The sequence below is a fragment of the Streptomyces sp. NPDC030165 genome, assembly GCF_055573595.1.
Map to the genome: position 1 here is coordinate 1 of NZ_JBVIBD010000028.1, position 18209 is coordinate 18209.

Annotated in this window: 15 protein-coding genes and 1 pseudogene; 9 read left to right on the plus strand and 7 right to left on the minus strand. The window is 72.3% G+C overall.

Going from position 1 to position 18209, the window contains the following annotated elements:
- Positions 1-137 precede the first annotated feature (137 nt).
- The gene (locus ACZ4Z1_RS35865) at positions 138-593 is read right to left on the minus strand and encodes a tellurite resistance TerB family protein (RefSeq protein WP_468490858.1); all 456 of its coding nucleotides are present in this window, start codon (positions 591-593) and stop codon (positions 138-140) included.
- A 185-nt stretch (positions 594-778) separates the two neighbouring features.
- On the opposite strand from ACZ4Z1_RS35865, the gene ACZ4Z1_RS35870 reads away from it, so the two are divergent.
- Positions 779-1759, plus strand: a complete 981-nt coding sequence (locus tag ACZ4Z1_RS35870) for a PrsW family intramembrane metalloprotease (RefSeq protein WP_468490859.1) — start codon at positions 779-781, stop codon at positions 1757-1759.
- Between the two features lie 112 nt (positions 1760-1871).
- Here the strand turns inward: ACZ4Z1_RS35870 and ACZ4Z1_RS35875 are convergent, their stop codons facing one another.
- Entirely contained in the window at positions 1872-3254 is a 1383-nt protein-coding gene (locus ACZ4Z1_RS35875; RefSeq protein ID WP_468490860.1) for an alkaline phosphatase, read from the minus strand.
- Between the two features lie 492 nt (positions 3255-3746).
- Between ACZ4Z1_RS35875 and ACZ4Z1_RS35880 the strand changes: the two genes are divergently transcribed.
- Positions 3747-4280: a DUF6344 domain-containing protein gene (locus ACZ4Z1_RS35880; RefSeq protein ID WP_468490861.1), complete on the plus strand. Its 534-nt coding sequence runs from the start codon at positions 3747-3749 to the stop codon at positions 4278-4280.
- A 55-nt stretch (positions 4281-4335) separates the two neighbouring features.
- Here ACZ4Z1_RS35880 and ACZ4Z1_RS35885 read toward each other — a convergent pair whose 3' ends face one another.
- The 4 genes from ACZ4Z1_RS35885 to ACZ4Z1_RS35900 form a co-directional block, all read right to left on the minus strand.
- Positions 4336-6534: an MFS transporter gene (locus tag ACZ4Z1_RS35885; RefSeq protein ID WP_468490862.1), complete on the minus strand. Its 2199-nt coding sequence runs from the start codon at positions 6532-6534 to the stop codon at positions 4336-4338.
- A gap of 114 nt (positions 6535-6648) precedes the next feature.
- Positions 6649-7260 carry a GNAT family N-acetyltransferase gene (locus tag ACZ4Z1_RS35890; RefSeq protein ID WP_468490863.1) on the minus strand — a complete coding sequence of 204 codons (612 nt, stop codon included), beginning with the start codon at positions 7258-7260 and terminating at the stop codon, positions 6649-6651.
- 164 nt (positions 7261-7424) lie between these two features.
- The gene (locus ACZ4Z1_RS35895) at positions 7425-8729 is read right to left on the minus strand and encodes a sensor histidine kinase (RefSeq protein ID WP_468490864.1); all 1305 of its coding nucleotides are present in this window, start codon (positions 8727-8729) and stop codon (positions 7425-7427) included.
- A gap of 97 nt (positions 8730-8826) precedes the next feature.
- Positions 8827-10296: an MMPL family transporter gene (locus ACZ4Z1_RS35900; protein WP_468490865.1), complete on the minus strand. Its 1470-nt coding sequence runs from the start codon at positions 10294-10296 to the stop codon at positions 8827-8829.
- A 363-nt stretch (positions 10297-10659) separates the two neighbouring features.
- Between ACZ4Z1_RS35900 and ACZ4Z1_RS35905 the strand changes: the two genes are divergently transcribed.
- The 6 genes from ACZ4Z1_RS35905 to ACZ4Z1_RS35930 are packed head-to-tail and all read left to right on the plus strand — an operon-like array spanning position 10660 to position 16141.
- Positions 10660-11553, plus strand: a complete 894-nt coding sequence (locus tag ACZ4Z1_RS35905) for a 3-oxoacyl-[acyl-carrier-protein] synthase III C-terminal domain-containing protein (protein ID WP_468490866.1) — start codon at positions 10660-10662, stop codon at positions 11551-11553.
- Positions 11554-11579: 26 nt separating this feature from the next.
- On the plus strand, positions 11580-12974 hold the full coding sequence (locus tag ACZ4Z1_RS35910) for a preATP grasp domain-containing protein (protein WP_468490867.1): 1395 nt from the start codon (positions 11580-11582) through the stop codon (positions 12972-12974).
- Entirely contained in the window at positions 12964-14256 is a 1293-nt protein-coding gene (locus ACZ4Z1_RS35915) for a type III PLP-dependent enzyme (RefSeq protein WP_468490868.1), read from the plus strand. Before ACZ4Z1_RS35910 ends, ACZ4Z1_RS35915 begins: the two co-directional genes overlap by 11 nt.
- Positions 14257-14286: 30 nt before the next feature.
- Positions 14287-14553: an acyl carrier protein gene (locus ACZ4Z1_RS35920; RefSeq protein WP_468490869.1), complete on the plus strand. Its 267-nt coding sequence runs from the start codon at positions 14287-14289 to the stop codon at positions 14551-14553.
- Positions 14550-15401, plus strand: coding sequence for a hypothetical protein (locus ACZ4Z1_RS35925; RefSeq protein ID WP_468490870.1), 852 nt, complete (start codon positions 14550-14552; stop codon positions 15399-15401). Before ACZ4Z1_RS35920 ends, ACZ4Z1_RS35925 begins: the two co-directional genes overlap by 4 nt.
- Positions 15398-16141 (plus strand): 4'-phosphopantetheinyl transferase family protein, encoded by a 744-nt coding sequence (locus tag ACZ4Z1_RS35930; RefSeq protein WP_468490871.1) that lies wholly within the window; start codon positions 15398-15400, stop codon positions 16139-16141. The genes ACZ4Z1_RS35925 and ACZ4Z1_RS35930 overlap by 4 nt, the downstream gene beginning before the upstream one ends.
- Positions 16142-16235: 94 nt before the next feature.
- On the opposite strand, the pseudogene ACZ4Z1_RS35935 reads toward ACZ4Z1_RS35930, so the two are convergent.
- Positions 16236-16874 (minus strand): annotated as a pseudogene (locus ACZ4Z1_RS35935) (response regulator transcription factor); the annotation flags it as partial.
- A 262-nt stretch (positions 16875-17136) separates the two neighbouring features.
- On the opposite strand from ACZ4Z1_RS35935, the gene sbnB reads away from it, so the two are divergent.
- Positions 17137-18180 carry a 2,3-diaminopropionate biosynthesis protein SbnB gene (sbnB, locus tag ACZ4Z1_RS35940; RefSeq protein ID WP_468490872.1) on the plus strand — a complete coding sequence of 348 codons (1044 nt, stop codon included), beginning with the start codon at positions 17137-17139 and terminating at the stop codon, positions 18178-18180.
- Positions 18181-18209 lie beyond the last annotated feature (29 nt).

Genomic DNA, 18209 nt, shown 5'->3' on the forward strand with positions numbered 1-18209 from the left:
CCCCCCCCCCCCTCCCCCCCCCCCCCCCCCCCCCCCCCCCCCCCCCCCCCCCCCCCCCCCCCCCCCCCCCCCCCCCCCCCCCCCCCCCCCCCCCCGCCGCCGTATGCCGGGAGCCGTGTGCCGGGAAAGGCGTCGGCTCAGAGGTCGAACTCGGCCGGCGGGATGTCCAGCGCGTAGCAGACCTCGCGCACCACGGCCTGCTCGGTCTTGTCGAAGTCGCCGTCGGCGCCGCCGATGACGATGCCGATCTGGATGACGGCACGCGCCTCGACCGGCTTCTTCTTCACCTTGCCGATCTCCTGCATGAGGCCGACCTTGCCGAAGTCGAAGTCGGCGGTCAGCTTGTCCAGGTAAGTGTCGAAGCGGCGGCGCAGGTCGTCGGCGGAGAAGTTCTGCAGCACCTCGTTGGTGGCGATGAGCTGGGCCACCCGCTGCCGCTCGGAGGGGTCGATGTGTCCGTCGGCGGCGGCGACGAGCGCGCACATCGCCATGCTCGCGTCCCGGAAGGCGCCGCTCTTGAGTTCGTTCTTCTTCGCGACGAGCTGGGTCTGCATCGTCTGGGCGGAATCCTTGATCCGGTCCCACAGAGCCATGTGGATCTCCTTGTCGTTCCCGCGTGGTGCCGCGCATCGCTGCTGGTCGAGTCATGCGCAAGTAAAATCTACAGGCTTGTAGATTCTGGCGCGCCAGGGCGGGGGTGTGGCCTCGCGGTTCGAGCTGCGTCACCCGTTCAACTGATCGTAATGTGGGGCAAAACGGGCTCGATGAAGGGGGTTCCATGGGTTCCGTCCCGCCGCACGCCGCACCTGGGCCACCGCCGGCCGCGCCCGGCCCGCCGCCCACCGGGCCCGAGGACCCGTCCGGCTTCCCGCCCGCACCCGCCCGCCCCGGCCTGTGGAAACGGTGCCTGTGGGGCGGCCTGGCGCTCTGGGTGCTCACCGCCGTCGTCACCTACGCCACCCGCAACACCACACTGCTGCCCACCCTCATCCTCCTCGGCAGCTTCCTCGTCCCGGTCACCTTCGTCCTGTGGGCGTACGAGAAAGACGGCCGCGCCCTGGGCGCGCACACCCTGCTCAGCTGCTTCGTCGTCGGCGGTGTCCTGGGAGTGCTGGGCGCCTCGGTGATGGAGTACTACCTCCTGGACCCCTCCCTGTGGATGTTCGTCGGCGTCGGGCTGATCGAGGAAGCGGCCAAGCTGTGCGCGCTGATGTTCGTGGTCCGCCGGTGGCCGCTCCTGCGGGGTCTGCGGGCGGGGCTGGTGCTGGGCGCCGCGGTCGGCTTCGGGTTCGCCGCGTTCGAGAGTTCCGGGTACGCCTTCAACGCCGTCGTCACCATGGACGGCCTCAACCTGCGGGCGCTGCTGGAGACGGAGATCCTGCGCGGCCTGCTGGCGCCCTTCGGGCACGGGCTGTGGACGGCGATCGCGGGCGGCGTCCTGCTGAGGTTCCGCGAGCCGGACGGGCGGTTCCGCTTCGCCGGGCCGGTGACCGGCGCGTATCTCGGCGTCTCGCTGCTGCACGCCCTGTGGGACTCCATGCACGGCATCGCGCTCTGGCTGGTCGCCCGGCTGACCACGTCCGGACTGGACCGCGTGCTGTTCGACCAGGGCTACCTGCCCGATCCGTCCCGCGCGCAGCAGCACCTGTTCACGCTGTTCTCCGTCGGCGGGCTGGTGCTGATCTCGCTGATCGCCGTGGCCTGGCTGGTGTCGCTGGCGAGCGGCGAGCGCAGGCGGTACGGGCCGCTGCGGCCCTGAACGTGCGCAGGGCCGGGGCACCGGCCCCGGCCCTGCGCATCCCCCCGTTCCCCCGAAAGCCCCCCTCGGGAGATTCAGATGGTCGGAACCCGCTGAACCCGCTGCCCGCCCGTCACCGCAGGCGCAGCGCGCCGCGGATCGTCGAGAACAGCTGTGTCTGGTCGGTGACGCCGAGCACGCGGTACGCCTGCGGGCCCTGCGCGGCGATCCGGACCTGCGTACCGGTGTGCTCCTGGGACGTGCCCGGCGTGTTCGTCGAGTAGTTGACCTTCAGCTTGCCGCCCTCGTCGGTGACGAGCGTCGAGGACAGGCCGGGCGGGCTGGCCTCCAGCGGCACGATCTGGCTGGAGTGGCCGTGGTCGGCGGTGGTGACGACGAGCGTGTCGGGGTGCTTGGCGGCGTAGTCCCGGGCCACCTTCACCGCACGGTCGAACGCCGCGGTCTCACCGATCTGCCCGCAGGGGTCGGCCGCGTGGTCCTGCTTGTCGATCGAGGCGCCCTCGACCTGGAGGAAGAAGCCCTTGTCCCGGCCGTGGCCGCGCTGCGCCCGCTGCTTCTTCTCCAGGAGCTGGATGGCCTTGGCCGCCTGCTCGTCCAGGGCGGGGGTGCCCTTGGGCCGCTGCGGGTTGGAGGTCGTGCAGCGCTGCGGGGCGGTGCCGCCGACGGCGGCGGGCTTGCCGGTCCACTCCACCGGCACGTTGCCCGGCGCGAAGAGCCCGAGCACCGGCTTGCCGCCCGCGACGCTGCGCACCCGCTGGAGCCCGTCCCGGTCGGTCACGACCTGGTAGCCCAGCTTGCGGGCCTGCTCGGCCACCGTCAAGCCCTTGTACGGACCTTCGGTGATCTTCTGGTCGAAGCGCTGTCTGCCGCCGCCGAGGAGCACGTCCACCTTGTGGTTCACGCTCTGCTCGGCGATCGAGCCGGGGCCGCCCTTGCCGATCGTGTCGGTGGGGCACTTGGCCATGTCGGCCGGGCCCTGGCAGCTGCGGTCGGTGGCGTGGGAGGCGAGCACGGCCGGGGTGGCGTCGGTCAGCTCGGCGGTGGTGACGGAGCCGGTGGCGTAACCGTTCTTCTGCGCCAGCTCCAGGATCGTCGGCAGCGCCTTGTCGGTGTCCGGCGTCTTGGAGATCCGGCCGTTGACCGTCTTGTGGCCGGTGGCCCAGCCGCTGCCGCTGGCCGCGGAGTCCGTGACGTAGTCCGGCTTCTTGTGCCGGTCGACGGCGTACGTGGTGTACGTGCCGGTCATCGGGAACCTGTCCATGTTCAGCCGGCCCGCTGCCCCCACGGTGTAGTCCCGGGCGAGGGTGATCTCGCTGTCGCCCATCCCGTCACCGATCAGCAGGATGACGTTCTTCGCCGCGCCACCCCTGACCGCCCGCTCCGCCTGGTCCGCGGACCCGAACGCGGCGGCTCCCGCGGGCACGGCCGCGGCGGTGGCGAGCACCACGGCGGCACCGGTGAGGACGCTGCGGCGGGACAGGCGCAGTCTTCGCATGAGTTCAGTTCTCCTCTTCGCACGTCGGCCGGATGCCGACGCAGCGAAGCCCACCAGCCCACGGTGAACCCCAGGTGACCACCACACGGCGTCTCGACCGCCGCCACCCCAACGGGGGGCGTCCGCGTCCCGGACCGTGCAATCGGCCCGCGGCGGCCCGCTCGCGCGGGGCGCGTATTCCCGGCGCCGGGGCCCCGGGGTGCGGCGGGCCCGGTCAGGGTCGGCGGCCGGGCCGGGGCCCGCCACCCGGGCGGTCCGATCGGCTGATGCCGCCCCGACTCGGCCGACCGGGTGGTGTTCATCGGAAGAACGGCGAATCGCGGTCGTCGGTCCTCGTCTTCCTGTCGCGCCTACACATCATGAGGAAAGTACGCAAATCGGTCATCGGGACAAGCGCCTCAGTGGCGCTGTGCCACCGCTTCACCGCGGCACCGCCCCGAGGCCCCGAACCATCGCAGGACCGAGCAGGACCGAGCAGAGAAGAGAGGGATCATGGCCGCCACCAAGGTCACGAGACTCTGGACCGCCTTCACCGTCGTCATCCTCAAGTTCCTCGCCGCGCTGGGGTTCCGCACCCCCGCCACGGCTTCCTCCGCTGCCCCCGCCCCGGCCGAGGAGGAGGCGCACGGCACGGCCGCAGCGCTCGCCGCCGGGGCCACGAGCGCGTCCGGAGTGCGGGAGGCGGCCGCGCCGCCCGGCAGCAGGACGGACGCGGCGTGGGAGACCGCCGACCCCGAAACCCGTGACCAGGGACGGGACTTCGGGCATCCGCCGGCCGCGCCGCTGTTCGCCGCGCCCCGGATGATGTACGGGCGGACCCTGCCGCCGACGATGAAGCAGCGCATCCACGCCGAGGCGCACGGCGCGGCGCCCAGCTCCCGCTGCGTGCAGTCCGACGCCTTCGATGCCCCCGCCCCGTACACCGGGCCCGTGGGAGCGCCGCCGGCCCGCCCCACCGCGGTGCCGTCGGCCCGCGGCGCGGTGCCCGCCGCCCGTCGCCCCGAGCGCGTTCTCTGCCCGGCCTGAGCCGTACCGAGTGCGTGCGCCTGGGCGCGACCGCTCAGGTGCCGGAGCAACCGGCTCACGGAAGCGGCCTCCTGGCGGCCTCATGGGTGAGGTCGAAGTCGAGGCGGCGTTCCCGGTCACCCGCGGCGAGTGTGACCCGGTCGGCGTACGGCGGAAAGCCGGCGGCCGTCAGGGTGTAGGCACCGCAGGCGAGGCCGGTGACGGCGAAGGTGCCGTCCGGGCCGGTCACGGTGTGGACGGTGAGGCAGCCGTCCTGACCCTGAAGCGTGACGGTGGCGTCCGGAAGCGGGCGTCCGTGCGGGTCCCGTACGGTGCCGCGGACCGCGGCCTCCGGGACGAGCCGGGCATCCTGGCGTCCGGGTGTGCCGGAGGACATGAGCGAGCGCGCGTGCGGACGGTGACCGGCGGCGCTCAGTACCAGGGTGAAGTCCCCGGGCGGAAGTCCGGTCAGCTCCCAACTGCCTTGCGCGTCGGCTGTCGTGGTGGCCACGACCTCGCCGTACGCGTCGGTGAGCACCACGCGTCCGCCGTCGAGCGGCGTGCCGTCGGTGCCCCCGAGGAGAATGCCGTGGACGCGGCGGGAGCCGGGCCGGGGTGAGGTGACGTGGGTGGACGCGGGCGTGGTGGCGCCCGCGGTGTCCGCGGTGCCAGGGGCCTTCGCGGTGTCCGTCCGGGACACCGCCGTGGTGGGAGCATCCTGCTCCCCGCCCTCCGGAACGACCAGTTCGAACTCCCCGGTCTCCTCCCCGCTCCGCGCGAGCAGCTGGGGGCGGGACGCCGCGCGCGGCGACGGGAGGAAAGCCGCCAGCACGAGGCCGACGGCGACCGCGCCGGTGGCGATGACGAACGAGGTGCGGAAGCCGGCCATGGTCGGCACCGGGACCGCGCCCGCCGGTGCGGACATGTGGGCCAGCACCATGCCGATGACGGCGCTCGACACGGACGTGCCGATCGAGCGCATCAGGGTGTTGAGGCCGTTGGCGGCGCTGGTCTCCGAGGGGTCGACGGCGCCGACGATCAGGGCGGGCAGGGAGGAGTACGCCAGGCCGATGCCCGCGCCGACCACGACCGAGATGATCACGGTCTGCCAGGCCGCGCTCATCAGGCCCAGCCCGGCGGCGTACCCGACGGCGATGATCAGCATGCCGAGCATGAGGGTGGCCTTGGGGCCGCGCCGCGCGGATATCCGGGCGTACACGGGGGCGGTGAGCATCATCGTCAGGCCGAGCGGTGCCACGCACAGGCCCGCCACCACCATCGACTGGCCCAGGCCGTACCCGGTGGACGCGGGGAGCTGGAGGAGCTGCGGCAGGACGAGGGAGATCGCGTAGAAGGCGACGCCGACCATGATGGACGTGAGGTTGGTGAGCAGCACCTCGCGGCGGGCGGTGGTCCGCAGGTCCACCAGCGGTGCCACGGTGCGCAGTTCGAAGACGCTCCACAGGACCAGGACGGCGACCGCGCCGCCGAGCAGGCCGAGCGTGGTGGGCGAACCCCAGCCCCAGTCGCTGCCCTTGGTGACCGGCAGCAGCAGGCAGACCAGGCCGCCGGTCAGGCCGATCGCGCCGAGTACGTCGAACCGGCCGGTGGCCCGTACGGAGGTCTCGGGGACGAAGGCGACGCTGAGCAGCATGGCCAGTACGCCCAGACCCGCGGCGCCGAAGAACAGCGCGTGCCAGTCGGCCTGCTGGGCGACCAGGGACGCGGCGGGCAGCGCGAGGCCGCCGCCGACGCCGATGGAGGAGCTCATCAGCGCCATGGCCGAGCCGAGGCGTTCGCGGGGCAGTTCGTCGCGCATGATGCCGATGCCGAGCGGGATGGCGCCCATGGCGAAGCCCTGCAGCGCCCTGCCCACCAGCATCGTGGCCATGTCAACCGTGAAGCCGCAGATCAGCGAGCCGACGACCATGAACGCGAGGCTCGTCAGCAACATCCGGCGCTTGCCGTACAGGTCACCGAGCCGGCCCATGACGGGGGTGGCGACGGCGCCGGTCAGCAGCGTCGCGGTCATCACCCAGGTGGCGTTGCTGGGGGCGGTGGCCAGGAGGGCCGGCAGGTCCTTGATGACCGGTACGAGCATCGTCTGCATGACGGCGACGACGATGCCGGCGAAGGCGAGTACGGGGACGACGGCGCCGCTGCCGGTCCGCCGGGTCCCCCGGGGTGCCTCGGGGGACGCTGCGGTGGAGTCGGGCCGGGGGTGCGCGGCGGTGGGCGCCGGTTCCCCGGCGCGTCGGTCCGTCGTCTGCGGCATGGGGGCGGCCTCCGGTGGGTGCAAGTGGATGCCCCTTGAACGCTTTTGCCGCGGTGGACATTCCAACGCCTCCCGAAAAGGCGGCCCGAGGCCGGTGACGACGGCGAACTGCCGTCAGACGCCCGGCTCGCGGGACATCGCCCAGGTACGCGGGCCGCCGCCGGGAAGCGGGTACGCGGCGGTCACCTCGAACCCGAGGCGCTCGTAGAAGCGCACGTTGCGTGCGTCGGAGGTCTCCAGGAAGGCGGGCAGCCCCGCCGCCTCGGCGGCTTCGAGCCCGGGGCGGATCACCGCGCCGCCCAGCCCCTGGCCCTGGCGCCCGGGGTCGACACCCACCGAGCCGAGGAACCACACCGGTCCGGCCGGACGGTGCACGCCCATGGCGGCCTCGGCCTGCGCGGACACCTCGGCCCGGTCCCCGGCGATCTCCGCGAACCGCGGCCCGAGCTCCCCGAAGACCTCACCCGCTCCGGCGGTCTCCGGAGTGGTCCACACCGCCACCGCGTCACCGTCGTCGGCCACCCACACCCGCCCGTGGTCCAGACCGACGCGGGTGACGAAGAGTTCGTTGAAGCGGTGCAGGCGGTCGGCGTGACCGTCGGCCGCGATGGTGTGCCGCGTGAAGGCGTAATCGGCGAACGCGCGGTCCAGGGTGCGCAGGATGCGGGGAAGGTCGTCGCGGGTGGCTGGACGGGCTGCGGGGGTGTCGGGGGTCGCGGGGATCACCCGATCAGATAAGGACAGGCGGCGGCGGCTTCGCAAGCCAATAAGCAAGAGGGGCCGGTTACCGGCCCTGAAGTCTGGGCGTCCCGGCCGATTGCGCGCCCGGCCGCCGAACGCGCGGGGCCCGGGCCGGTGACCGGCCCGGGCCCCGCGTGACGGTGTGCAGGTCAGGGCATGACCGTCAGGGTGCAGGGGACCTGGAGGCTGACGGTCGTCGGGCCGCCGATCGGGCTGCTGATGCCGAGGGTGCCGTCGAAGGCGGCCAGCCGCCGCTGGATGCCCTGGAGGCCGCTGCCGGACTCCAGGCCGGCGCCGCCGTTGCCGTCGTCGGTGACGCTCATCGCCAGCGCCCCGGCCCGGTACTGGATGTCGACCAGTACGCGGCGCGCCCCGGAGTGCTTCGTCGCGTTGGCCAGCAACTCGCACACGGCGAAGTACGCGGCGGACTCCACGGCCGGTTCCGGGCGGGACGGCAGGTTCGCGGTCACCTGGACCTGGAGGCGGCTCTCCAGCGCGAGCGAGCGGACGGCGTCCACGAGGCCGCGGTCGGCGAGCACCGGCGGGTGGATGCCCCGTACGAGGTCCCGCAGCTCCTCCAGAGCGCGTACGGAGGCGTCGCGGGTCTCGGCCAGCAGCGTGCGGACGGCTTCCGGGTTCTCGTCCAGAAGCGATTCGGCGGCCCCCAGCTTCATTCCCATGGCCAGCAGCCGGGCCTGCGCACCGTCGTGCAGGTCGCGCTCGATGCGGCGGATCTCGGCGGCGGAGGAGTCGACGACGTCGGTGCGGGTGCGGGACAGGTGCTCGACGCGCAGCCCCATCTCGGCCTTGGCGGTGGGCGCGAGCAGGGAGTGGGTGATGCGGGCGTGCAGGCGCAGTACGTACGGGGCGATCAGCAGGCCGATGGGGATCTCGATCAGGCCGAGGCCGCCGGCGATCCAGGCGGCGTCCTGGCTGCGCACCGGCACGAACATGTACCAGGTGCCGTCCCAGGCCTCGATCACCGGCTGCCAGATGAACGGCAGCACCATGCCGAAGAGGCCGTGGGCGAGCATCGCGAACGGGATGATCGCGAAGAGGCCGGTCACGGTGACGGCGCACTGTGCCCACAGCATGTCGCGCCAGGTCGCGCTGTCCGTGAAGATCGCCTCGCACTTGCGCCAGGCGCCCTTCCAGCCGCCTTCCGTACGGGGCGTGGGCGGATACGGCTCGGCGATGGTCACGCCGCTGTTCCCGGTCAGGCGGCGCTGGGTGTTGGCGGACCAGCGCAGCGCCGCGACCAGGCCGGGTACGAGGAAGAGGCCGAAACCGAGGAGCGTCAAAGACATGCCCACGAGGGCGAACCAGGCCAGGAAGACGGCCAGCAGACCGAGGAAGAACATGGTCAGTCCACGGCCCATGGCTATCCAGCCGGCGGTGAACCAGTTGCGTCCCTGACGCGCACCGCTCGCGGCGTTCTTCGAATGTTCGGACATCTCACTCGTCTCCGTGTCTGTGCTCGGTGCAGGGCGGTCCCGGCGTCGTGCGTAACCATCGTCCGACGCGCGGCGCCGGGAATCAGTGGTGCTAGGCCTACTTCTGGGGGAGGGAATGCCCCGGGTGCCGCGCGTCGTCGCGGGACCAGAACCGGCTGCCGGTCAGCAGCACGGCCAGCGCGGGCAGCGTGAACGCCCGTACGACGGTGGCCGTCAGCACCACGGCACACACCAGGACGACGCTCAGCCGCCCCACCTCGACCGACCCGGTGCGCTCGGCGAGCAGGAAGACGGTGCTCATGATGACGGCGGTGACGCTCACACCGTCCGAAGTGGAGATGACCGCGCGGGCCGTGGCCTCCCGCGGGGACATGCCGGCGCCCCGCAGCTCGGTGATCCGCAGGACGACGTGGCGCAGCAGCAGGACCGACACGGCCAGCGCCAGGGCGAAACTGAGCAGCGGCGCCCAGGCCGCGGGGGTGCTGTGGCCCCAGGAGCCGGGCGCCTGCCCGGGCTTCCACGCCCGCAGGATCAGCGTCGCCGCGCCGCACGCCGCCGCGGAGGCCAGGGCACAGGGGACCGTCACGGCGACGGCCGCGGGCGCCGACCGGAACACCGCGGTCAGCGCGGCGAAGCCCAGCAGCACGGTGGACGCGATCACCGCGACGATGGTCGAGGCCGGGATGCCGTGCGCGCGTGCGGCCTCGGCGGTGTGCAGCAAGGCGGCCGGATGGCCGGGGAGTTCCGGGCGCCACCACGCCAGCGGCAGGGCCAGGGCGGCGAGCAGCACCACCGAGGCCGTGAGGGTCCAGCCGGGCCGCCGGGTGCCGGGGCGCAGCAGCAGCGGCCACAGCCGCGGCGGGCCGAGCCGGTAGGTCAGCCGCCACAGGACCGGCAGCCGGGGCCAGCCCAGCCGCCGCCCGAAACGGGCGGTCACCGCGGGCAGCGCGGTGACCGCGGCCAGCATCACCGCGGCGACGGTGAGGAACACGCCGACCGCGACCGCCGAGAGCATCGCGTCCCCCGACACGGTGAGCCCGCCGACCATCGCGACCGTCACCAGGCTGGAGAGCAGCACGGCCCGGCTGGACGCGGCGGCCGTGTCGGCGGCGCGCGGGCGTCGCGCCCCGTGCCGCCGGGCCTGCCGCTCGGCCCACAGATAGAGCAGGCAGTACGTGACGCCGAGCGCCGTGCCCAGCACGGCGACGAGGGCGAAGACGGAGGCGGACGGAGACTGCCCGGGTAACAGCCGGGCCACCACGCTCCACCAGCCGATGGCGACGGCGACGGCGCTGAGGCTGACCAGCAGCGCCACCACGGCCGGGGTGATCGCCGCGAGCAGCGCGACGAGCAGCAGCAGGACCGCGGCGCAGCCGGCGAGGGCGTACCAGAGCAGGCGCCGGCCCGTGGAGCCGCCGCCGAACAGGTCCCCGGCCGGCGTGCGCAGGGCCAGGGCCCCGCCTGCCGTGGACACCGCGACGACCACCAGCCACAGGGCCAGGGCCGGCCACGGATGCCCCGCGCTCCAGCCCGCCATCCTGCCCACGGCCGCCTTCAGGCCCGTCACACCCACCGGTCCACCTCTCTGTCGCTCCTCACCCGGGTCCCGGGTTCCCTCCCGGGGCCGAAGGGCCGGGCCGGGAAGGGCGTTCTCCATGCTCAGGGGTGCGGCTCGGGGCGCGCACAGGTACTAGGACGCCTGCGGAAGTAGTGCTAGCACTACCGGACTTCGGGGATTTCCGCAGTACACGCCCGCGTACGGCGGGTCCGTCATCAACCGGTCACTGGACTGTCAGCACAATTGGCCAGACTGGCCCGGAAAGCGCATCGCTGGAAAAGACAAACAGACGGGGAGCGCGCGCGTGCCGAGACTTTCCGGAGCGGCCGGATGACATCATTCGCAGCTGTTTCAACGTACCTCCCCCCGAGTGTGCCGATCGCCGAACTCCGGGAGGATTCCCCGCTCGACGCGGGGATGATCCGCCGCTTCCAGCGCTTTTACGGGCTGGCCGCGGTGTGCCGGGACCCGGAGCGTGACGAGGAGGGTCTGCTGCTCGCCGCCGCGGACAAGCTCGACGCGCTGCGCGGGCAGGAGGAGCGGGTCCGGTACGTCGTCCAGGCCCGTACCTTCCCCAACAGCAGGCCGAACCCTACCAGCGCCCTGCGGCGCGTCGCCGGGGAGTTGGGCCTGGTCAACGCCACCGCTCTCGCGGTGACGGGCCAGGCCTGCGCCAGCGGCCTGCAGGCGGTCGACCTGTGCGGCCGGCTGCTGGCGGCCGACGGTGACCCGGACGCGCTCGCGCTGCTGCTGGCCGGCGAGAAGACCTTCACGCCGGTCGCCCGGTGCGTACCGCGCAGCAACATCGGCGGCGAGGCCGCGGCGGCCGTGCTGGTGCGCGAGGGCGGGGCGGCGGACGGCGACCGGGTGCTCGGCCGGGCCGTGCACCTGCACGGGCGCTACCACGACGATGTCGTGACCGGTCTGGCGTCGTCCGCGGAGTTCAACAAGCTCTACCCGACGGCGCTCGCCGACGTGCTGCTGGCGGCCTGTGAGAATGCCGGGATCACCCTCGGCGATATCGATCTGGTCATTCCGCACAGCGTCAACACCATTTCCTGGAAAGCGGTCGCCGACCGGCTCGGACTTCCTGTGGAACGCATTTTTCTGGACAACATCCCGGTGACCGGCCACTGCTTCAGTGCGGACCCTTTCATCAACTACGGGACGGCCGGACAGCTCGGCCGGTTGCGCCCCGGCGCGCGGTATCTGCTGACCGCCGTCGGACTCGGCGCGACGTTCTCGGCGATGGTCGTCGAGCACTGACCGGCCACACCGGGCGAGGGGACATCATGGAATCGTTGCTGCCGGGCTTCACCGCCCGTCTGAAGGCGGCCGTGGCCGGGGACGGGACGGCGGCGTTCGTCTTCCTCGGCAACTTCGAGGTCGAGGAACAGTGGGCGGTCGGCGAACCCGGCCTGCCGCGCATGGGCTTCACCGGCGGCGGCGCGGTGGTGAACTCGATGGACGAGTTCGCCATGCTGCTGGCGGGCGAGGGCGACCACGTCGTCCTCAAGGCCCGGCCGGACGCCGGCTACCTGGCGTACCTGCGCGGCCTGGGCCTCGCACTGCCCACCGTGCACGTCGTCACCGAGTCCGATCCGGCGCGTACGGTCTCCCAGGACGCGCTGGCCGACCCGGCGCTGCACGCTGAACTCGCCCGGGCCGGGGCCGGACTGATGCTGTACGCGCACGGCGTCTCCGCCGTGGAGGAGCAGCTCGCGGAGCGTACGGGGCTGCCGCTCGCCCACCCGACGGCCGCGGTGTGCAAGGACGTCAACAGCAAGATCTACAGCCGCCGGGTCGCCGACGAGCTGGGCATCGGCCAGGCCCGGGGCTGGGCGTGCGACACCGTCGCCGAGCTGACGCAGGCCGTCGAGGAGGCCCGCGAACTCCTGACGCAGGGCCGCAAGCTGGTGCTCAAGGACGCCTACGGCGTGTCCGGCAAGGGCATCATGGTCATCGAGAGCGAGCGGCGGCTCGACCGGGTGCACCGCATGGTGCTGACTCGCGCCGAGGCGTCCGGCAGCGACCGGGCCGGGCTGGTCCTCGAAGAGTGGGTGACCAAGCAGACCGACCTGAACTACCAGGTCACGGTCGGCCGGGACGGCTCGGTGCGGTTCGACTTCGTCAAGGAAGCGATCACCGAGAACGGCACGCACAAGGGCCACCGGATGCCCGCCCGCCTCACCCCGGCCCAGCGCGACGAGATCACCGATGCCGGCCTGCGCATCGGCGCGCGCCTCGCCGCCGACGGCTACTTCGGCGTCGCGGGCATGGACGCCCTGCTGCTGCCGGACGGCACGGTCTTCCCGGTCATCGAGATCAACGCCCGCAACAACATGTCCACGTATCAGGTGCGGCTCCAGGAAGCCTTCGTCGGCGAGGGCCGTATCGCCCTCGCCCGGCACTACCCGCTCAAACTGAGCGCGCCGCTGCCCTTTGACGAGCTGCGCCGCACGCTCGACGGCCTGCTGCTGGAGCGCCCCGACGGCGCCGGACTGCTCGTCAACAACTACGCCACCGTCAACGCCGCCGTGCAGACCCTCGCCGAGCCCGGCGCCACCGCCGACGGGCGGCTGTACGGCCTGGTCGTGGGCGACACCGCGGACCAGGTCAACGCGATCGACACCGAGATCACCGCCCGGCTGGCCGCGGTGACGGAAGGAGCCGTCCATGCCGGCTGAGTACGAGATCCAGGGCATCGGCATCACCGAGCTGGCCGAGCGCCACGGCACGCCGATGTACGTGTACGACGGTGACGCGCTCGCCGCGAACTTCCGCTCGCTGCGCGACCGCATGCACCCCCGCGTGGAGATCTTCTTCTCGCTCAAGGCGAACCCGAACGTCTCCATCTGCGCCCTGCTCGGCGCGCAGGGCGCCCGCGCCGAGATCTCCTCCATGACGGAGCTGGTCACCGCCCGCCGGGCGGGCATCGCGCCGCGCGACATCATCTTCCTTGGCCCCGGCAAGAGCCGCGCCGAGATCGCCGCCTGCCTGGACGAGGGCATCTACGCCATCGTCTGCGAGTCGCTCGGCGAGCTGGAGATCATCGACGAGCTGGCCCGCGAGCGCGGTATCACCGCCCCGGTCGCGCTGCGCGTCAATCCCAGCTTCGCGGTCAAGGGCTCCGGACTGACCATGGGCGGCAAGCCGCGCCAGTTCGGCATCGACGAGACCGTCCTGTTCGACCGGCCCGACCTGGCCGGCCGCCACGCCAACGTCCGCCTCATGGGCGTACAGGTCTACATGGGCACCCGCATCCTCAGCGAGGAGGTCGTGGCCGAGAACACCGGCCGTATCCTCGACCTCGCCGAGCGGCTGTCGGAGAAGCTCGGCTTCGCCCTCGACCTGGTCGACTTCGGCGGCGGCTTCGGCGTCGCGTACTTCGACGGGGAGCGCGACCTCGACCAGGAGCGGCTGACCGCGCTGCTCAACCCGGTCGTCGAGGAGTTCGCCGCACGCCACCCCGGCACCCGGCTGATCAACGAACTCGGCCGCTACCTGACCGCCCCGTACGGCACCTACGTCTCGCGCGTGCGGTACGTGAAGACCTCGATGCACGAGAACTTCGCGGTGGTCGACGGCGGTACCAACCACCACATGGCGGCCGTCGGCATCGGCTCCTTCGTCAAGCGCAACTTCCCGATCCGGCTGCTCGACCGCGCCGGCGGGGAAGAGACGGAGAGCTGGAACATCACCGGCCCGCTGTGCACGCCCAACGACACCCTCGGCAAGAAGGTCCAGCTGCCGCCGCTGCGGCCGGGCGACCTCATCGGCGTGCTGCGCTCCGGCGCGTACGGGCCGACCGCCTCGCCGGTGCACTTCCTCAGCCACGGCTACCCGGCCGAGGTGCTGGTGACCGGCGGCCGCGACCACCTGATCGGCGAGCGCGAGCACCCCGAGGACCTGCTGCGGCGCCAGCGCCTGTACACGGACGAGGCGCCCGCCGCCGACACCGCCAACTGACCCGACCGACCCCCGCAAGGAGACACCGACATGCCGCAGACCGCTGAGAGCACCGCGCAGGACCAGACGATCACCGCCGTCCGCGAGGCGCTCGGCGACGTGCTGGAGCGCGAGCTGCCCGACCTCGGCCCCGACGCCAAGCTCTTCGACGATTACGGCCTGGACTCCACCGGCGTCCTCGACCTGCTGATGCGCCTCGAAGAGGTCTTCGACGTCGAGTTCGACACCGAGGAGCTGGAGATGAGCCACTTCGCCACCGTACGCACGCTGGCCGAGTACGTGGCCGCCGCACAGTGACGCTCCGCCTCACGGGGGCGGCGCACCGCGCCTTCGACGGCCGGACGCCCGCCCCCGCCGACCCCTACCTGGTCCGGGTCTACTCCGACATGGCGGAGCTGTACGGCACCGTCTTCGACCAGGAGCGCTTCGAGCGCGCCAACCGCAACACGTTCACCGACATGGCGCGGGGCCTGCTCGACGCGCTGCCGCCGCAGCCGGACCCCGACCCCGTCGATCTGGTCGTCGTCGCCTCGGCCGTGCCGGACTTCGACCCCCGGGTCTCGGGGATCTCGTACCTGACCGACGCGCTGCCGGGTATGCCGCCGGGTTTCGCGCTGTGCGACCAGGGTGACGCGGCGCCGTACACGGCGCTGCGGCTGGCCGGGCAGTACGCCGCCGACGGCAGGGCCGGCCGGACCCTGGTCGCGGTCATCGACCAGACGACGACGCCCGCGAACCCGGAACCGCCCCGGCAGGGCGAGGACGCCCGGGACGGCGCGGCGGCGCTGCTGCTGTCCGCCGACGGGCCCGGGGCCCCGACCGGAGTGCGGCAGTACGGGGGACTGACACGCGCGGACGCCCACGCCCTGCTGGGCGAGGCGCTGCCCGGCGGCCTGTCGGCGCTCTTCCTGGGCGGCGGCCTGGACCCGGAGCGGGTCACCGTGCCGCCAGGGGTGACGGTGGAATCCGCGTCCGGCGAGTTCCCGTGCAGCGGCGTCTGGGCCCTGCTGGCCGAACGGCTGCCGGACCTCGCCGTGCGGCGGCGCCCGGTCGTCCTCGCCGACTGGGTACCGCAGGGCACCGACGAGGAGAAGGGCGGCGAACTCTCCTTCTGCGTCGTCGACTTCGGGGCCGCGACGGCGTGACGGGTACGGATACGGAAGGTCCGCCGGACGGCACGGTGCACGTCTGGCGGATACCGCTGTCCGCTCCGCCCCACCTCGTCAGCGACCTGGCCGCCCTGCTCGGCCCCGGCGAGCGGCAGCGCTGCGCACGTGCCCTGCCTGACGACCGCACGCGCTTCTGTATCGCGCACGGCGCCGCCCGCGCGCTTCTCGGCGCCTATGTGGGACGGCCACCACAGCACCTGCGCCACACCTACGGCCGCTGGGGCAAGCCCGCCCTCGCCGGCCACCCCGAACTGAGCTTCAATCTCTCGCACTCCGGTGGCCTCGCCCTGCTGGCGGTCGCCGCACACCGCGCCGTCGGTATCGATGTGGAGCGCGTACGCCCGGCCGACCGGTCCGGCAAGGCAGAGCGCTGGTTCCGGCCCGAGGAGGCGGCGTACGTGCGCGCGGCGCGTGACCACGACGAATCGGCCGCGCGCTACGCACTGCTGTGGACCCGAAAGGAAGCGTGGGTCAAGGCCGCGGGCGGGCGCATGGTGCACGGTCTGCGGCTGCCGGTGGGGCCGGGGCTCCGCGACGGCGCCGTGGTGCACGACGCCGAAGGGCGCGTTCCAGGACGGTGGACGCTGACGGGCGTACCGGCGGGCGAAGGCTATACGGCGGCGCTCGCCGTGGCGGCCGGGCCGACGGCGCGGCCCGTACGGGTGGAGGTCAGGCAGTGGCGAACGCACCGGGCGGCAGCCGCGGCGGGGCCTTAGGCGCTCTGGACGCCGTGCCGAGAGGCGCACCGGAGCCCGGCCCGGTCGCCCCGGGGGCCGTCCTTGAGAGTGCGCCGACCCGGGACGAGTCGTTGTTGAGGTACGTCAGGACGGCCTGCACCCGCCGGTTGTCGTCCTTGGACGGCAGCAGCTGAAGCTTGCTGAAGATGTTGTTGATGTGCTTCCCGATCGCCTTGTCCGTGACGAACAGCGACTCGGCGATGCCGGCGTTGGACTTGCCCTCCGCCATCAGGCCCAGCACCTCCAGCTCTCGCTGGGTCAGGTTGCCCAGGGGCTCCCGGCGCGACCCGTTGTGCAGCAGCCGCTCGATGACCTTGGGGTCCATGGCCGTGCCGCCGTCGGCGACGCGGCGGACCGCCTCGATGAACTGGCCGCTGTTCAGGACCCGGTCCTTGAGCAGGTAGCCGACCGATCCCGTGCCGTCGGCCAGCAGTTCGCGGGCGTACAGCTGCTCCACGTACTGCGACAGGACCAGGACGGGCAGCCCGGGGATCTGCCGGCGGGCCTCCAGGGCCACCTGGATGCCCTCGTCGGTGAAGGTGGGCGGCAGCCGTACGTCCACGATGGCCACGTCGGGGCGTTCGTCGAGCAGGGCGCGCAGCAGCTCCGGCGCGTTGTCGACGGACGCGACGATCGTGCAGTCATGGGCCGTCAGCAGACGTTCCATGCCCTCCCTCAGGAGGAACAGGTCTTCTCCGAGGACGACACGCATCATGGGCCTCCCCGCGGCAGCCGGTCGTGGACGCCGCCCACCGCACACAGCGCCTCTAGGAACCGGACCTTACCGCCGTCCCCTGACGTCCCAGTGACGGACCGATGACGAATCCGGCCACCGCGCGGGCAGCCGGAGCGGTAATCGACTGGTCATCGAACTGTCAGTGGAGTCGGGAAGTGTGGCTTCCCGGCACCGATGCCCCCTGACGCGCCCGCGCCCCGCGCTGCCCCGTCAGTCCCTGACCCATGGTGGAGTTTCCATGCCCTCCTCTGGCACTGAGGTACCGTCGTTCTCCGTCGTTTCGGGTGAGCAGGTCTCCCGAGTTCTGCACGGGCAGGAAAAGCAGATCGTCGACCTGGTCGACTACGCCTACCGCGTGCACGGCGTCGGCGACACCGTCAATCCCCCGTCGTACTTCCTGAAGTTCGAGGACCGGCCGTCGGCGCGCATCATCGCCCTGCCCGCCTCGGTGGGCGGCGACGTCGGTGTCGACGGCATCAAGTGGATATCCAGCTTTCCCGAGAACATCGACTCGGGCCTGCCGCGCGCCTCGGCCGTGCTCATTCTCAACGACCGCGACACCGGCTATCCCTTCGCGTGCATGGAGAGCTCCATCATCAGCGCGGTGCGTACGGCGGCGTCGGCGGCGCTGGCCGCCGACTGGCTGACCCGCGAGCGCGGCCGCCCGAAGCGCGTCGGGTTCATCGGCACCGGCCTGATCGCCCGCTACATCCACACCTACCTGGCCGGCACCGGCTGGGAATTCGACGAGATCGGCGTCCACGACCTCAGCGACGAGTACGCCGCGGGCTTCGAGAACCACCTGAACGGCGCCGGCAGCACGGCCCGTACGGTCATCCACGACTCGGCCGAGAGCCTGATCCGCAACAGCGACCTGGTCGTCTTCGCGACCGTCGCCGGCACCCCGCACGTCACCAGCCCGGCCTGGTTCGCGCACAACCCGGTGGTACTGCACGTCTCGCTGCGCGACCTGGGCCCCGAGGTCATCAAGGCGTCGTCGAACTTCGTGGACGACGTCGAGCACGTCATGAAGGCCGACACCTCCGTGCACCTCGTCGAGCAGGAGGTCGGCAACCGCTACTTCATCAACGGCACCCTGCACAACGTGATGACGGGCATGGTGAAGATTCCGCGGGACCGCCCCGTCGTCTTCTCGCCCTTCGGACTCGGCGTACTGGACCTGACCGTCGCCAAGCACGTCTACGACGAACTCGCGGCCGACGGCGGCCTGCACGCCGTCGACGGGTTCTTCCACGAACTGTCCCGGCACGGAAAGAAATAACCGCCGCCCCACGACAGGACCACACGCCT

Excerpts from the sequence above, each read along its gene's own strand:
- ACZ4Z1_RS35895 (WP_468490864.1), bottom strand. The coding sequence starts at position 8,729 with ATGTCCGAACATTCGAAGAACGCCGCGAGCGGTGCGCGTCAGGGACGC.
- ACZ4Z1_RS35915 (WP_468490868.1), top strand. The coding sequence starts at position 12,964 with ATGCCGGCTGAGTACGAGATCCAGGGCATCGGCATCACCGAGCTGGCC.
- ACZ4Z1_RS35880 (WP_468490861.1), top strand. The coding sequence starts at position 3,747 with ATGGCCGCCACCAAGGTCACGAGACTCTGGACCGCCTTCACCGTCGTC.
- ACZ4Z1_RS35885 (WP_468490862.1), bottom strand. The coding sequence starts at position 6,534 with ATGCCGCAGACGACGGACCGACGCGCCGGGGAACCGGCGCCCACCGCC.
- sbnB (WP_468490872.1), top strand. The coding sequence starts at position 17,137 with ATGCCCTCCTCTGGCACTGAGGTACCGTCGTTCTCCGTCGTTTCGGGT.
- ACZ4Z1_RS35875 (WP_468490860.1), bottom strand. The coding sequence starts at position 3,254 with ATGCGAAGACTGCGCCTGTCCCGCCGCAGCGTCCTCACCGGTGCCGCC.
- ACZ4Z1_RS35920 (WP_468490869.1), top strand. The coding sequence starts at position 14,287 with ATGCCGCAGACCGCTGAGAGCACCGCGCAGGACCAGACGATCACCGCC.
- ACZ4Z1_RS35870 (WP_468490859.1), top strand. The coding sequence starts at position 779 with ATGGGTTCCGTCCCGCCGCACGCCGCACCTGGGCCACCGCCGGCCGCG.
- ACZ4Z1_RS35910 (WP_468490867.1), top strand. The coding sequence starts at position 11,580 with ATGGAATCGTTGCTGCCGGGCTTCACCGCCCGTCTGAAGGCGGCCGTG.
- ACZ4Z1_RS35865 (WP_468490858.1), bottom strand. The coding sequence starts at position 593 with ATGGCTCTGTGGGACCGGATCAAGGATTCCGCCCAGACGATGCAGACC.